General features: G+C 57.7%; 16 protein-coding genes and 2 pseudogenes. 5 read left to right on the forward strand and 13 right to left on the reverse strand.

Translation table 11 applies throughout. The annotated features are described in order from the left end of the window. Positions 1-74: 74 nt before the first annotated feature. From PQR67_RS37745 to PQR67_RS37765, 5 genes are all read right to left on the reverse strand, one after another. Positions 75-278: a cold-shock protein gene (locus tag PQR67_RS37745; protein ID WP_408467880.1), complete on the reverse strand. Its 204-nt coding sequence runs from the start codon at positions 276-278 to the stop codon at positions 75-77. Beyond that, the gene (locus PQR67_RS37750; protein WP_408467881.1) at positions 250-615 is read right to left on the reverse strand and encodes a DUF2442 domain-containing protein; all 366 of its coding nucleotides are present in this window, start codon (positions 613-615) and stop codon (positions 250-252) included. Before PQR67_RS37750 ends, PQR67_RS37745 begins: the two co-directional genes overlap by 29 nt. 490 nt (positions 616-1,105) lie before the next feature. Further along, positions 1,106-1,846, reverse strand: coding sequence for a 3-ketoacyl-ACP reductase (locus PQR67_RS37755; protein WP_408467882.1), 741 nt, complete (start codon positions 1,844-1,846; stop codon positions 1,106-1,108). A 29-nt stretch (positions 1,847-1,875) separates the two neighbouring features. Then, positions 1,876-2,604 carry a hypothetical protein gene (locus tag PQR67_RS37760; protein WP_408467883.1) on the reverse strand — a complete coding sequence of 243 codons (729 nt, stop codon included), beginning with the start codon at positions 2,602-2,604 and terminating at the stop codon, positions 1,876-1,878. 164 nt (positions 2,605-2,768) lie between these two features. Then, complete coding sequence (locus PQR67_RS37765; RefSeq protein ID WP_408467884.1) at positions 2,769-3,041, reverse strand: helix-turn-helix domain-containing protein; 273 nt, start codon at positions 3,039-3,041, stop codon at positions 2,769-2,771. Positions 3,042-3,943: 902 nt separating this feature from the next. On the opposite strand from PQR67_RS37765, the gene phaP reads away from it, so the two are divergent. Further along, the gene (phaP, locus tag PQR67_RS37770) at positions 3,944-4,522 is read left to right on the forward strand and encodes a TIGR01841 family phasin (RefSeq protein ID WP_408467885.1); all 579 of its coding nucleotides are present in this window, start codon (positions 3,944-3,946) and stop codon (positions 4,520-4,522) included. 119 nt (positions 4,523-4,641) lie between these two features. Here phaP and PQR67_RS37775 read toward each other — a convergent pair whose 3' ends face one another. From PQR67_RS37775 to PQR67_RS37790, 4 genes are all read right to left on the reverse strand, one after another. Then, complete coding sequence (locus tag PQR67_RS37775) at positions 4,642-4,848, reverse strand: hypothetical protein (protein WP_408467886.1); 207 nt, start codon at positions 4,846-4,848, stop codon at positions 4,642-4,644. Positions 4,849-5,966: 1,118 nt separating this feature from the next. Next, the gene (locus PQR67_RS37780; protein ID WP_172177071.1) at positions 5,967-6,371 is read right to left on the reverse strand and encodes a type II toxin-antitoxin system HicB family antitoxin; all 405 of its coding nucleotides are present in this window, start codon (positions 6,369-6,371) and stop codon (positions 5,967-5,969) included. A 755-nt stretch (positions 6,372-7,126) separates the two neighbouring features. Continuing rightward, complete coding sequence (locus PQR67_RS37785; RefSeq protein ID WP_097391535.1) at positions 7,127-7,363, reverse strand: hypothetical protein; 237 nt, start codon at positions 7,361-7,363, stop codon at positions 7,127-7,129. Between the two features lie 882 nt (positions 7,364-8,245). Beyond that, positions 8,246-8,506: a transcriptional regulator gene (locus PQR67_RS37790; RefSeq protein WP_408467893.1), complete on the reverse strand. Its 261-nt coding sequence runs from the start codon at positions 8,504-8,506 to the stop codon at positions 8,246-8,248. 596 nt (positions 8,507-9,102) lie between these two features. Between PQR67_RS37790 and PQR67_RS37795 the strand changes: the two genes are divergently transcribed. The 3 genes from PQR67_RS37795 to PQR67_RS37805 all read left to right on the forward strand — a co-directional run bounded on the left by PQR67_RS37795 (position 9,103) and on the right by PQR67_RS37805 (position 12,058). Beyond that, positions 9,103-9,420 carry a hypothetical protein gene (locus PQR67_RS37795; RefSeq protein WP_408467887.1) on the forward strand — a complete coding sequence of 106 codons (318 nt, stop codon included), beginning with the start codon at positions 9,103-9,105 and terminating at the stop codon, positions 9,418-9,420. Between the two features lie 584 nt (positions 9,421-10,004). Next, entirely contained in the window at positions 10,005-10,259 is a 255-nt protein-coding gene (locus PQR67_RS37800) for a DUF2513 domain-containing protein (RefSeq protein WP_408467888.1), read from the forward strand. 185 nt (positions 10,260-10,444) lie between these two features. Beyond that, positions 10,445-12,058, forward strand: a complete 1,614-nt coding sequence (locus tag PQR67_RS37805; RefSeq protein WP_408467889.1) for a nitroreductase family protein — start codon at positions 10,445-10,447, stop codon at positions 12,056-12,058. 144 nt (positions 12,059-12,202) lie between these two features. Here PQR67_RS37805 and PQR67_RS38275 read toward each other — a convergent pair. The 4 genes and pseudogenes from PQR67_RS38275 to PQR67_RS37820 form a co-directional block, all read right to left on the reverse strand. After that, positions 12,203-12,319, reverse strand: a pseudogene (locus PQR67_RS38275) (IS30 family transposase); the annotation flags it as partial. Positions 12,320-12,627: 308 nt separating this feature from the next. Beyond that, positions 12,628-13,085, reverse strand: a pseudogene (locus PQR67_RS37810) (ATP-binding protein); the annotation flags it as partial. A 317-nt stretch (positions 13,086-13,402) separates the two neighbouring features. Continuing rightward, complete coding sequence (gmtX, locus tag PQR67_RS37815; protein WP_408467890.1) at positions 13,403-14,068, reverse strand: gamma-mobile-trio protein GmtX; 666 nt, start codon at positions 14,066-14,068, stop codon at positions 13,403-13,405. Continuing rightward, positions 14,065-14,358: a hypothetical protein gene (locus PQR67_RS37820; protein ID WP_408467891.1), complete on the reverse strand. Its 294-nt coding sequence runs from the start codon at positions 14,356-14,358 to the stop codon at positions 14,065-14,067. Before PQR67_RS37820 ends, gmtX begins: the two co-directional genes overlap by 4 nt. A gap of 206 nt (positions 14,359-14,564) precedes the next feature. Here PQR67_RS37820 and PQR67_RS37825 point away from each other — a divergent pair. Continuing rightward, on the forward strand, positions 14,565-15,050 hold a 486-nt coding region (locus PQR67_RS37825), incomplete at its 3' end, for a hypothetical protein (protein ID WP_408467892.1).

Genomic DNA, 15,050 nt, shown 5'->3' on the forward strand with positions numbered 1-15,050 from the left:
ATGAGACGGTCTGCGGCATACAGACCGCGGTATACAGGGCGGAGTTGGCCGTAAGTTAATAACGTCGATGCGAGTTAGATTGGTTGAATGTTGGATGCCTGTTTGCCCTTTGGTCCTTGCTTGACGTCGAAGCTCACCTTTTGTCCCTCCTGAAGCGACTTGAAGCCTTGGCCCTTCACTTCCGAAAAGTGAGCAAACAGGTCTTCGCCACCATCGTCCGGCGTGATGAAGCCAAAGCCCTTCGAATCGTTAAACCACTTCACTGTACCGGTTGCCATAATTGTGTTTTCTATCCAAAAATATTACAGACTTGGTTATATGGGCGCTATCGGCCGCATCGTATCGGCTCTCGGACGACGCAGTATTGAGAAGCGCTACTGACGTCCAGTCTCGGGCTGGTATGAAAGGAGCGCCGGGACATTGATATCCTCGTCGATTTCCGGCCAAAACAACTGCTGGCGGTCCAGAGAGATTGCAAAATGCCCTCAGCTCCGCTGACGTGGCTGCCTGCAGGATAGGGAACCAGTCCAAAGGGAACTGAACGGCCCGGCCGTCAGACAGGTCAAGAAACAGGTGTCGGCTGTCAAAATGCACGCTTACCGCCCCGCAATCCATGGTCGTCTCGTGGTGAGAAGGAGCTTAAAAGATAGGCCGCCGTACAGCGCCACACAAGAAAAATGCAGGACGCCGCCAGCGTTGAACTCTGTGTAGTGCGCCTCTTCATCGTCAGTCCGATGTCGTTGATGGCAGTTGCCGGTCAACTGCGCGTGATGCCAGCGAGAGGGCGTGCAGGGGTCGAGTGAAGAGCAAACAGGAACGGAGACAACTTCACATAACAGACGCGCGACCGCCACCTTCCGGCCTTGGGTTCTCTGACTACCACTGCGAGGCAGAGGTCCCCCATATCCAAGGCCACAGTCCGTCATTGACCTTGCGGCCGACAGCTCTCGCCGCAGAAAAAGCGCCGCGCACACGGGGTCTCGTCATAATGACGACCGTGAAGCGTCTGACCTGGCAATCCAGGAGATGTTCGAGCTGCTGTGATAGCCGTTCGAACATCAAATTGTCAGGCTGCGCGACACGGTTCGCCTATTGTGCAGCGCTCTTAACCCATGTGCAGGCCACCATTAAGCGAGAAGTCCGCCCCGGTCGCGAAAGCCGCTTCGTCACTCGCAAGCCACGAAACGATTGATGCAATTTCCGACGCCTCTCCGAGACGGTGTACCGGAATGCTCTGGACGATTGCATCCAATACGTCGGGACGTACGGCACGTACCATATCTGTCCCGATGTATCCGGGGGAAACCGTATTCACCGTGATACCTTTTGTCGCTACTTCCTGAGCAAGCGACATCGTGAAGCCGTGAATGCCCGCCTTGGCAGTTGAGTAATTGGTTTGGCCGAACTGCCCTTTCTGGCCGTTCACGGACGAGATGTTGATTATCCGACCCCACTCCTTGCTGACCCTCCCTTCGATGACCTGCTTGGTTACGTTGAATAGGCTCGTCAGGTTCGTGTCAATGACTTCGTTCCAGTTCTCCCGCGACATTTTGCGAAACACGCCGTCCCGTGTAATGCCGGCATTGTTCACCAGCACGTCAATCTCACCGACCTCTTTCTTTATCTTCGCGAAAGCGGCCTCCGTCGATTCCCAGTCGCCGACGTTCCCCTCCGACGCAACGAAGGAGAATCCAAGCTCTGCCTGCTCGGCCAACCACCGCTCCCGTCGCGGCGAGTTGGGTCCGCAACCGGCCACGACGGTTAGCCCATCCTTATGCAGACGCTGACATATCGCTGTTCCAATTCCACCCATGCCACCGGTCACATACGCGATTCGCTTTGCCATGTTCTGCCCTCAGTTTTTGTTACGGTTACCTAACAAATACTCTTGTCATGCAACGTGACTACGATTGCCAGTCTGCCCGGGGCCGCATGCCGGTAGTTTCTATGGTCGGCCGGAACCGGTCCGTTTTGCTCAAGATAGTGCAGGGTCAGGCCACTGCTCCGACTCATTGCCGTGATGTACTGCGCCATTCTTCCACGCCCAATGATGTGTCCCATAAGACGTACGGTGCCGCTGCGGCCCCCAAACGCCCTCGAGCCAAACTGCACGGCCCCGGCGCGGCTAAACGCATTGAGGTAACAATTTGTCTGCGCCCGCGGCTCAGCGCAAACCTCGTCCGCGGTTTCAGTTACGCTCGCCACTTTTCTTTTTTTTGCGACGTGCGTCGTTGCTGACGTCCCACCCTTCTGCGAGCGAGTACCTGGTGGCTTTTGTGCAAGCGGCCGATGGGTAGACGAAGGCGTTGCCCCGTGTTCTTCCGTCCCACATGAACGCCCACGCATTATAAAATCCTGAAGCGCCGCGACGGCCTCCGGCTTTCCACGCTGTTCCAGCTTCTCGGCAAGTGCGCGCAGGAACAGTTTCAAGTCGTCGCGCCTGTGCGAAATCTCGAACAACGCGGCGGTTTCTTTCACCGCCGCGTGAATGCTTTCTGCGTACAACATGCTCGCGATATGTGAAGCGCCCCTCGCCAGTTCCATTTCGCATTCTTTCAGGAACTGCGCATCCTCCGGCGCCCGCTTGCGTTCAGTTGCCGTCATATCGACCCTCCGGTTTCGCGGCAAACGCTTCGTAAGTGGCCTTCGAAATACCCCGCAGGCGCATCGTCAGCCAGTATCCTACCGACCAAGGTGCGAGTATCAGGACCTATCGGGACTCACAGGGGGTACCGACTCCCTATCGTGCGATTCCCAAGAAAAGCAGACTAGGCGACCTGGGGTTGTCCCGTGCAGAGCCAGTCAACGTCGAGATGAAGGACGGCGGCGAGACGCATACAGGCATTTAGCGGCGGAACCGTGATTCCGCGCCGCCAATACTGCACGTCGTCTTCACTCACGCCTAACCACTTCGCTGCCTGGGCTGAGCTGGCGCCGGCCCGTTTGAATGCCCTGTCAAGGCGTGCGCCGAGGGCTCGCCTGAGGCGGTTGTCCTCGACGCTACGCTCGAGGTGACCGATATTTTCGGTATGTCGGTTCATCTTGTTTAATGTCTCTCAGCATATATTTTTTATGTAATTCAGCGCCAGCTCATTCGCGGCGCCCGATGAAGCTACGCGTTCGTCATGACAGCCTCATGACGCCATGTTGAACCCTCTCATCAACCTGCAAGAGTCCGGAATGGCGTGCGCTCGCTGCGTCACTATTCCTCCGTGTCAGCATCAGTGTCAAACGAAAAATAATTCGCAGAATATCGTTGCACCACATTAAGCCTCGCGCCTCGGTTTTCCCTGTCGGCAAGCGTCCCCAACTGCATTACCGATTTGAAGCGGTCAATACCCCGCAGGGTGAATGAAAGACCCGGCCAGGATTTCTCTGAATGGACTGTGCCAAAAAGGGGACAGTCGAAAGCGCTTCGCACACGGGACGGTTTCGCTTGCAAGCTATGGCGGAAACACAGGCTGGTTCATCACAGTTTCGGTATCAACGCGCGAGCAGCCTGCAACGCGTCCGCTGGCGTTTGGCCGGTGAGATGGCGGTGGCGCCCCAGCCCGCAAACTCCCATTAGTGCACCAGCGGCAACGACGCTGCGCACGCATGTCGTTCCACAACGTTCCGAAGCTCCTTCGGCGGATTGGCTTCCATCCTCCTGCGGCGTTGCTCGCGGCTGAGTAAGCGTCCATGTACGACCTCTAGGCGCGGCCGTACCCGATACCAGGGTTTTCTCTTGAACGCGGCTGCGCTCCAACGCGACCGGGGTATTCGGTGCCGCTCGCACACGCCGCGCATCGCCACAGCGCGACATGCGATTGACATTCGCACGCTCTACCCTAGAATAGTATTTTGCTGCGTCGCAACAGTGCTTCCAAGCCTGCGACTCGTCGTTCGTGATTCCGTTCGACAGTCTCCCGGACATTCGCCACTTCACCCTACGGAGTTAGTGATGAGCAGTCTCGCCCCGGAACAATTGGTCGCCGTTCAGCAAGCCGGTTTCGAAACGACGTTTGGTCTCCTGACCAACGCTTTCGAAGCCATCGAAAAGCTGGCGGAGCTGAATGTGCAAGCGGTCAAGTCAACCCTTGCAGAAAGTCAGGAAATCCTGGTCAAAGCGCTTGCGGCCAAAGAGCCACAGGAGGTGTTCGCGCTGCAGGCGAGCCTGACGCAACCTGCCATAGAAAAAGCACAGTCGTACTGGCGCCGTGTCTACGAAATCATTTCCAGTACCCAGGCCGAGTTCGCGGCAACCGCTGAAACGCAACTCAAGCAGCGCCAGCAGGGCGCGCAAGCGTTCGTCGACAGCCTGGCGAAGAACGTGCCGGCAGGAAGTGAAGCAGTCTTGTCCGCTTGGAAGTCCGCTCTCGCGACCGCCAGCGAGACCGTCAACTCGGCGTACCGCGCTGCCCAGGAAGCTACAAAACAGGTGGTCGAAATCGCGGAAAACAATGTCAGCGCAGCGTCCGCCGCCTCGGCCAAGTCGACTAAACGAGCCATCGAACAGATTGAAGCCGTCGAGAAAAAATAAGCCAGCCGACGACGGCCATCGCACAAAGAGGGTTCAAGGCGAGCGCTGCTCGCTTTGTTTTTTGTGGTTGTCTATTTCAAGGGCGACCAGTGCACTACAGAGCTTGACACGGAGCGACATCACTCCTTCCCCCCGCCGTTGATCCCGCTTCCACTTCGCCATACCTGCTTGCCCCGCTCGGAGAGTTCGCCGCAACTATGCTCCGCGTCGGCCTCCGTCCCTGCTATTGCCATCTCGCCGCCCGCTTGTTCCTGTGCCTTTTGTTTCTGCCTGTGCCGCGCTGCCACGGCTTCATCGTGCGACCTGCCTGCGTAATTCAAGGTCATTTCGTTAACTCCTCAAGGAAACAGTCTTTGAAACGTGGCAATCTGCCGAGCGCGCGTCATTTCCGACGCTACAATCCGCATTGCTTGCGTAGCCTGTCCAATACATGGCGTTCATCCAGCCACTGGATCTCCCGCTTCCGCAGGAGGCTGCGCCTATACCGCTGCAGCGACGCGCCGCACATCAGTACCATCCCGATCAGGATGCCCCACATTGCGTACGTCATATCATCCTTTTCGGTTTGTTCTCGATTTACACCGGGCGACAGGCTACGCGGTGGAGAATTAGCACCCGCGTACTCCAGCGCTTCAAAAAATCATATTTTGTGTCATTCAGTGCTTATGGCGCATCCAGTCGCGAATCGGATGTCTGTCTAGCCAACGGGCAACCGGTTCGTCCTTGTGTTCTCGCCTGTACTGTGTTGCTACGAATATTGCGACGCATAGCAGCACCACGGTCCCCACTACAAAACTGATCATTGACTGGCTCATGGCAGCCTCCTTTGAGGTCAGAACCATGCTTATATCTTAGGTAACCGGATGAATAGAATCGGCGATTGTCATTCACCGATCCTTGTCTCGTACGCTTCTTTTCTCGCAGCCGCGGCCTGTAGTCAAGGTGCGACGCCCGATCACGGATTACCAATCAAAAACATTCCGCGTCCCGAAAATCAAAAAGCCGAAGCTTCGCCGGTCTCGCCAATTCCGCCATGTCTAGGCAGATCAGGCTTCCGCCTAACCATCACCGACCATCCCGATTGCATGGGAGAACCTCCCGCTCCTGGCCACTTCCTCGCGCATATCACCCATTGTTTCGGTGTCCTGTACTAAATAACCTCAACGTCTCTGGCCTTACCTTCCGGCACGACCGGCATCGGTCGCGGTCTTAGCTGCTTCTCTCTGTTTCTTGCTTTCTGCCAGCTCTTCCGCATTCACCTGGTCATCTATCATGCTGCTCTCCCACCGTGAGACAACCCGGTTCGCCAATCGGCTATTGCCGCCGCGTTCATTGTTGAGACGAGGCGCCACATCGTATTCGGAATCAAGTTGTAACTCCCGTCGCAGCGTGACGGGTGTCATGCATCGACGAGAGCCCGCCAGGAGGCCGGCCAGCAGGACGATTACCTGCCTTGTCGATTCTCCAGTTCATGCACGGCAGCCAGTGTGATGAACGCCGAGCGTGTCATGTGACGTTCTTTTGCTGCTGCATCGACTTGCTGAAGCAGGCTCTCAAGCAGGCTGAGTTGAAGGCCCACGGCTTTCGAGGTAACCCGCGCGAGGTTGATATCGACAAACATCCAGATTCCTTCGCCGTCATCCATGTCAAGCGCATGCAATTCCGATGTATTGCAGGTGGGTGCGGGTATGAGCTGCTCGCTGTGGTCATACATCAACTCCACTACCGCCTGAGCATTGCGCGTCAGTTCGTCAAACGAATCGCCACTCGCATCGGCGTTCGGAAAATCGGGAAAACTGGCGCGAAAGCCAGTATTGCTATCCCGGTGGACATACAACGGATATTGCATGACCTGCTCCTTTGCGAGCGGAGCGCCGACAGACGCTCACTGCGCAACGCTATGCTGGGGGTGTTTTTTGTACGAGCGACAGCCGATGAAGTCTGCACGCATGCTTCATTAGACGCTTCATGTACGAATACGCAATGACTTTCTCGGGTCATGCCGACGCTTCATCAAGGAAAGCCAGAAACCGCATATGCACAGGGTGATTGTTCAGATCGCGCCCTGTGTTCTGACTGGATTTCCAGGCGCTTCGGCCCATCCATTCGGAATGGGCTGCTTTCTACCGATGTGCGGGGCGAGCGACACAGGCCGACAGCAGCGCCATCAACTCCTTCTCCCGGTTCCAACGCTGAATGTGAACCCACCATGGCCGGTCAACGCCCACGCCGTTTGGTTCGACCAGCAGATCTGCACCGGCTAGGGACACCGGCACGGTCGGTATCCTGTCTATACACGGCACAAGAATGTATGTCTTCACCTCGACGGCCTTGGTATAGACAACTGGCAGGATAGGCGCTGGCGACTGCGGCGAGTACCCCAGTACATCAAGCAGCACGCTACAAGGCACCGCGCAGACGATCGGACGGACGTCAAGCCGAATGGAACGGCCTGACCGCAATTGTGCAGCTTTACGCCTTCTAGGATGCCCGCCATGATCGCCTCCATTGTGGCTTTCGAGGAGTCGTGGCACGCGACGAAAGGCAGGGCACGCGGAGCGTGTCAGGCCCACATGCGAGGTACGACGCGCCCTGAGTTTCCGTCTACTCAGCGGGGCCAAGGATTACGTCGATAGCGGCCTGGCCGGCGATCTCCGCAACAAAGTAGGCCCAGCGACGGGAAAACGGGCCGCCCCGGATCTTGATGCGCTCGCCGAGCGCTGCTACGCCGGGAGGCTTGACGGGTCCCTCAATACGAAACCAGACGTCGAACATGTCCTTCGAAGTGGACAGCAAATCAACGTAAATTTCGAATCCGCGATATTCGACCGTTCGTTGCATGAAGACCTCCGGTTCCCGCACCGCAGTAAGACGGGCAAATCAATAGTCGGCCAACTTTTCTTCGGCCGTCGCCTTCACGCGCGCGTCGCCCGCATCTTTTGCGGCGGACTCTGTCGCGAAATTCTCCACAGAAACAATCGATCTCATGAGTTCGCAGGAGGTAAGGTTCAGGAGCGGAATCACCCAAACATAGCCTCCCGCTTGCCCGGCAGTCTGACCTACCACCCGTGGCTTCCCCTTATTCGCGAATCCCATGAACACCTACCGACAGAGATACGCTGGAGAATCCTGCAGGAAAGAGCGTCCGATTCTTCTCAGCGACGCCATGGTGCCAGTCATTCTCGGCGTCCGCGAGACAACTGTGCGTTCAAAAGGGCAAATGTGCTGGGCGCGTGCCAATGAAACTCGCGCGTACTGAGCTTGAACCGCAGCCGTCTGCCGATATCATCTGGCGAATTGAGTTCGTCGCGGCGAGGGATGAAATCGGGCTTCGATCCCTAGTGGCTGACTCCGGGCAAAAAACGCATGCGTACCGTGAGATTGCGTCGAGGTACTGATCCTTTGTTGCGGGCGACCTGCTCCCCCGAAGCGTAAGTGTTGCCACCGGGCGCACCGTGCGTTCGTGACCTGGCGCGCGAATGTCCATTTTGGTCTCGTCAGTTGCAGCTCTGGGTCGGCACACGCCTGCCGCCTATCGCCCGCCGTCAATCGTAGTGAGGCTTCGCAGCCGCCTGCGAAGCCGTGGGGGCGACATTGGCGACGCGCCCGAAGGAGTTGTTCTTCCGGATGCACACGCAGGGCCTGTGAATGCCTGCTTCCAGGCTGGTACCCGCACCGGGTGGCCGGTCAACTCTTACCTGCAGCCCAATGAGATGCGGGATCTCATTCCAGCTTATCGAAAACACCAGCTTCGAGATCCTGTCTGAAATGCTCCACCCAACCGGTTTCGAAGCCGATGGGGTATTCCCTCGCAATTTGTGTTGATAGTCTGGTTACGGTGACATATCCCTGCAGGCCGACGTTCTCGTCGCCCTTGGGGTCAGTCGTATCCGTTTCCAGCAGTTCGAATTCACCTTCTGCCAGTCCCTTGCGCTGCAAGGTCGCCAGGAAAGCCTGACGTTCATCCGCTTCGATCAGTCGCATCTTCCGCCCTCCCGTCTGTCCGACAGCGATATTCGTGGTCCCCTTCACGACGTTGTCATAACCCCAGAACGTTACGCAGTGCCCGAGTGCGTCATAGCTGCGGCTGAGGTTGTGAAAGCCGAATGCCATCCGCTCACCTGGGCCCGATCCTGTCGCAGTCGGGAATCACCAGCGTACAGCTTTTGTGCACGCGCTCGAAGGAAAACTGTCCGGACAGTTTTGTCATAGTTCCTGCCATCCTTCATGACCCGTCGCAATTTGCATCGGTGCGCGCATCGCCATGAGCGGTCGAAACCGCCTGCAGGTGCCGCAAAAAGACGCAAAGCCACGCTCGAGGCATGTCCCTTCCGCGTAAGGCCCCTGCGCTGAACCATGTCATCGCGAGACGTTGTCCCGCCCGGGGGATTGTTTGCACGGTGCCGCTATCAGCAGCAATTACGCAAAGCGCCCGAGCTCGTATCTGTGCCGGTAGCAACGTCCACTCGCTGGACGAGCCGATGCGAATGGACGGATCAGTCCATGCGCAGACAGATAGTAGAGGCTCGTTGGCCACAACAGGGCTACACTGAAAATGGGATAAATTCCGGAGCAATATCATGACACACGCTACCCCCCAAAGCATATTTCGCGGTCTTCCCCTGACGCCGGAGCAGGACGCAGAAGTCAGGCACTACATAAAGAAGAAAGAGCAGCATGGTGCGCCGTGGGACACGCCGGAGTTGGAGGCCATGCTTCGAGACATGCTGCAGCCCCCGGGCGACGACGACGGAGGACCCGGTTCCACCGTCGACGAAACGAAGGCGGCCACAGAACGCGCGACAGCTTCCATCGACGAGACCATGGAACCCATTGAAGCCTGCGAAGAACGGAATGCTGCGATGGAAACCGAGGGTATGAGGGGACCGAAGCGTTGAATCCCAGGCAGCGCTGGCGACTGGTGTTGAAATTCACCCTACGCGTTCGGACCGTGGCATGAACCTGTTGGGAACCCGGAATCACATCGATTGCGGCGCCGCCGGTCAGCTCTGCGATCAGCGCCCCCACCGGCGAGAAGGCGGAGCTCGCCGTGTACTTCGATGCCTGCGCCCCAGAGACTCCTTTCGGAGGACAATGAAACACGTTCTATCGATGTATCCTTATCCGTGCCGGGCACAAAGCCGATTTCAAGGCCGGCGCAGAAGCCAGCCGGGGATCTGTCGCAGTCACTGCGCGAAACCACTCGCGACAAGCACGAAAAAAACAATCAGGCATACGATGCCGGACAATCGCACGGGATTATGCCTGGTCGGCCACAACCTCTCAGTTAGATGGAACGTCCGGTGGCTTTCCACCTAATGAACGTCGATCGTGGACCTGCGCGGCTCGCGTCGTGCCCCTTTTCGCGGAACTGTGCGAAAGCGCAAAGAGCCGTCCAGCAAGCCACACCCGGTATGATTGCGCGGACGTTGTACCCGTGGCGCGCTTTCGATGTATGTTCTATCTGCGACAGGAGGAGATCGTGAAACGCGATATGAATCTGGCACTCGCAATATTGAAGACTCTCGAGGAAAACAAATCCCCGCACCTCAGCGAATTTGACATTGAACGCGCGCTCAAGGATGCGTTCGATGTTTCGAACCGGGGTGTGTGGTATCAGTTGAAACTGCTGGCCGACGCAAATCTCGTCCGCTCGATGGGTAGCGACTGGCGGCTCAGCTGGGATGGCCACGAGTTTTTGAAGTCGGCGGTCCCGAATACCTTCGAAGAGACCTGAAGGGTGATCTGAGCGCTGGAAACATCTCCCGGCTTTCGGAAGACAACCCGATTGCCGGGGAATCGCACAGGAGGCGCCGAACGCAATAGCAGTTTGCCGAACCGCGTTCGATTCCACGACTTGATGACGACCGCGCTCCAACGTCCAGCCAGCCGGTGTTGTACAGCCGCATGTGCGGATATTCCTTGTCTGAGGAGAAGATGGACCGGTTAAAGCATGCGATGCTTGAATATCACGAGCGCAGCAAGCATCGCGTCAGCGGCTACGCCCCGGGCCCCGTGAAACTCGACTGGGCAACCCAACCGGATCCGTTCCGGGTGTTTCACGGCGCACCGCGCATTGGTCTGCCGTTAGCCGCGGATAGCCTGACTACACGCTACAACGAACTGCGCCGCGGCGCTTTGCCGCCCGCGCGCAGATTCGATCTTTCCAGTCTGGCAATCCTGTTCGAACTTTCGCTCGGCCTGTCGGCGTGGAAATCCTACGGCACCCAGCGGTGGGCACTGCGCTGTAACCCTTCGAGCGGAAATTTGCATCCGACCGAGGGCTACCTTCTGTGTCCGACTCTGCCCGGCTTGTCCGGTGGGGTCTACCATTACCTGAGCCGGGACCATTCCCTTGAATGTCGCGCTGCAGTGGATGACGAACGATGGAGCGAGGCATTCCCGCCAAGTGGCGTCCTGCTCGGCATAAGCTCGATCCCCTGGCGCGAGGCATGGAAATACGGCATGCGTGCCTGGCGCTACTGCCAGCATGATTGCGGCCATGTCATCGCCGCGGTAAGTTACGCAGCGGCAGCGCTTGGCTGGCAGACGCGGCTGGTGGAAACGGCCGCAGACGACGCAGTGGCCGACCTGCTTGGATTGAACCGCGGAGAAGATTTCGGGAAGGCAGAAACAGAGGCGCCGGACGCCTTGCTCTGGATCGGTAGCCCTGAATTGCGGCCTGATCTTGAGCGCATGCTGATCGCCCTGGATAGCGCACAGTGGCACGGACGCGCGAATCAGCTGAGTCCGGGACATGTGAAGTGGCCGGATATCGATTCGATCCATCGCGCAACACAGAAGGCCCGTACTCGCGAACCGACGTTGCCGGATCCGGGCGAGCGTCCGTCGCCCGCGGCGCCCGCCCTTGATCTCAGCTTTGCCCGGATCGCGCGGCAGCGTCGCAGCGCGGTGAATTTCGACGGTACGACGTGCATCGCCAAGGCGGAGTTTTTCAGCATGCTGGCGTGCCTGTTGCCACGTCGTGACACGCCGCCATGGAATGCGCTGATGTCTCCTGCAGCAGTGCAGGCTGCGCTAATGGTGCACCGCGTGGGCGACCTGGAGCCGGGCCTGTATATGTTCGTGAGAAATCCTGGCGCGCTGCCGGATCTCAAGCGGTCTCTACGTCCAGAATGGCTGTGGCAAAAGACCGGCCCCGATCATCTCCCGCTCTATCTTCTGCTGCCTTATGATTTGCGCGCCACGGCAAAGTTGATCTGCTGCCACCAGGATATCGGCGCCGACTCCAGCTTTGCGCTGGGGATGATCGCGGGATTCGGAATCGCGTTGGAGCAGCCATGGCGTTATCGCCATCTGTTCTGGGAATGCGGCATTCTTGGCCACGCGCTCTATCTCGAAGCCGAAGCGGACGGCGTGCGCGCGACAGGGATTGGCTGCTTTTTCGATGATGAAATGCACGCACTGCTCGGCGTGCAGGATCACACCTGGCAAAGCCTGTATCACTTCACCGTCGGCCGTGCGGTAGACGATCAGCGCCTGTCCACATCTCCACCGTATGAGGTTCAGCCTTGAAGCGAGAGCCTCACGTCCCGATCGTGGTGAGGCGGCATTTTCTATGAGCGCCCGGCGATTGAAAGAAAGCTTGCTTTAAGGTCTTCTTTCCAAGGCAGCGATGGCTGAAAGCATCTATTCGAATTGCATCGAATCGAAGATTTATGAGTGATCCAGATCAAAAATCTGAGCGACCTTCTGGAGAAATTCGCCCTTCTGCCAACGTTCCCACATCAGCGCTTTCTGCGTCTCGCTGTAATAAATCCGGCGTCGCTGTTTCATCTGCAACACTCCCACCGCTTGCGCAGTCTTTAGCGTGTTGCATCCACCGGTTGAATCCGCCATAGGACCAATGTGGTTGTCGGCGCAACGTCTCACTCTGCATCGGAAGCCGCCAACACTGCCAGGACCATTGCCGTAACACTGACGCGGCGCCGATGATTCGTCAATGGCGAACTGGCTGGTCGTAGGGAAATGTCAGGTCGCGTGTCACGCTTCGCGACAGGCGTCGGCCCCGGACGGTCAGTTGAAACTCCCCCACTTATGGTCGCGCAAATTCCCCCACCCTGTGAAGCAGGACTAAGGGTTATTTAGCTGGTTTTCGATTCCCGTGCAAGCGTTTCAGCGGCTTCCTTGAGGCGGTAGCTGCGGCCGTCGAATTCAAGCAGGTGGCAGTGATACATGAGCCGGTCGAGGATCGTGGTGCTCATCGTGTTGTCGCCCAGGTATGCGCCCCAATCCTGCACAACGCGGTTGGACGTGACGACAACGATTCGATGCAGTTTGTAGCGGTGACGGATCAGCGTTTGCAGCAGTGCGCCGGCGGCGTCGGGGATCGTACGCGACAGGAACAGGTCATCCAGCACGAGCAGATCGCTCTCGAGGATGGCTCGCAGCCGGGCTTCGCGCTGGGCAGTCGGGCTCAGCGCGTAACGGTTAAGAAGTCGTCGGTCTCAAGATACTGCACCTTGCGGCCTTGCAGGACGGCCTGGTAGGCGACGGCCTTCGCAACGTGCGATTTGCCGGTGCCTGGTTTACCGATGATCAGCCGTAGGCCACATTAAATGTGTCACCGACGGAGTCTCGAAATATCGGACCGATTCGCCGTTGTAGTGACAGTTTTTCTCGCAATCCGAACGAAATAAAACCGTCAATTCGCGTAACTTATACCCTGGACATATATAGTTGGCCAACAAGTGACTGCAGGACTCGACGTGACGGAGCTGTCAGCGGCTCACCGAAACTATGTAGAAGTACATCGTAATACACACTTCCCTTCCGTAAGCAGATGCGCGCACCGGTGCCGTTCCTTGTCACGAGGATGACGACAGCCTCATTCCTGTCATGGCAGAGACTCGTGTTGGGTTAATTGCGACCTAGGATTTTGCGGATGGCCCTCGCGAAGCCAACGTCGAATAACGTTCGACCTTTCGCGTTCGTGATTTCGCCATGACTGCCTTCTTGCCAGCCCTGGTCCTCTAGGAATTCGTGCGAGATGGCGTTTTGCAGAGCGTTGCGCTCAGACGGCGTCAAATGTTCGGACATCGTCGCCACCGCTACAGGGTACGTGGATGGGGTGGGTACAATCGTGACGCCGAGCGGACGCCGGTCAACCGTAAGTTGCGTTTGCGTCTTCAGTACATTGAGCTGGGCTTTGAGCTTATCCCGCTCAGCGATGATTGCTTGCATGATGGAGCGGATGGCGGGGTCCTCAATGCGCATCAGATATTCGTAGCTGGCCAACGGCTTGGATGCCTTTGGCGCAGGCGGACCGGCGTACGTTGCCCACGCCTCAATGAGCGCGCGATAGTCGGCGGACTGGGCGTTATACAGCGCACGTCCCTTGAGCAAGCCCTGCGCCTCGCACAGGCGTCCAATGGATGGAAGCGAGAAGTCGCGCGAGCCAACGTCGTACTGAACGCGGCAGAGCTCATGCATCTGTGCCAGATTGCGACGCCGTTGCGCCCGAGCACCTTTGGCCAGTAGCGACTCGAGTACAACATCGGGATGAATCTCCGTCGTCATGTTCATCGTCTGCTCCGCACCAATAAGTCGCGAGTGGGCAAGCGGTGCGCCGGGCCAATGGCAGGTAGCAGCGAGGCCAGGTCGATGCCGAATTGCCGGCTAAGACTTTCTCCGGCATCTATCAATCGAATCACCTCTCGTCGTCCTGCCACGGAATTCGGGTTCATTTGCTCTGCGAGCCGGGCCATGAACGCGTTGCCCACCCGGAGTTGTTCTTCTTCCGACAGCAACATGAACATCGGCGGCAGATTGTCACGATACAGCGCGGCGTCGAGCAGTTGGCTTCGGCGGAACACCGCCTTGCCGGGTTGAAGGTCTGGATAGACGTAGGACGTAATAAATCTGTCACCGCCCCCCCCAGTAACCACGGGTCAGAACGCGCGCCAGTTGACACTTTTATTCCCCTTCGAATCGGCATAAAAATGTCAACTCGCATATGTCCGTATTAAATTTGTCACCTCGCCTCCTACACTTCGAATCCCGTCCTTAGGAGATTCACCTCATGGCGGATACCTTTCAGGCAACCGAGCCGATGGCACTTGGCCGTCCACGCGGCGCACACCGATTCGAAGCCTTCAGCCCTAAGCTCGCGCGCAGCGTCATGTTCTACCGTCGTGCGTTGCTTGAACTATGGCTGCTGCTTGAGGCAAACCCGAAGGTGATCACCTTCTGCGAGCGACCGGGCTACGTGCTGATCAATGAAGTCCGTCACCTCGCCGACTTCTGGGTACGCTACGTTGATCGCGAAGAGTTGGTCATACTAAGCGAACTACTTTGGGGAGCGAATGTAGGCCCGTCATACGCCAAGCCTGAAACTTGCATCGCAGACGTCCGGTTTGTCACTTCGGCTGAGCTCGCTGCGCCGCGTCCGTGGACGGACAACTGGCAGCGCATCCTCCCCTACCTTGTTGCGAACCGAGGTTTCGTGCCGGCAACGTTACCACCGGCCATCATGCAATTCGTGGATGGAGCGCGACAATTACAGTGT

The sequence above is a fragment of the Paraburkholderia fungorum genome (genome assembly GCF_046026025.1).
GTDB lineage: Bacteria > Pseudomonadota > Gammaproteobacteria > Burkholderiales > Burkholderiaceae > Paraburkholderia > Paraburkholderia fungorum_E.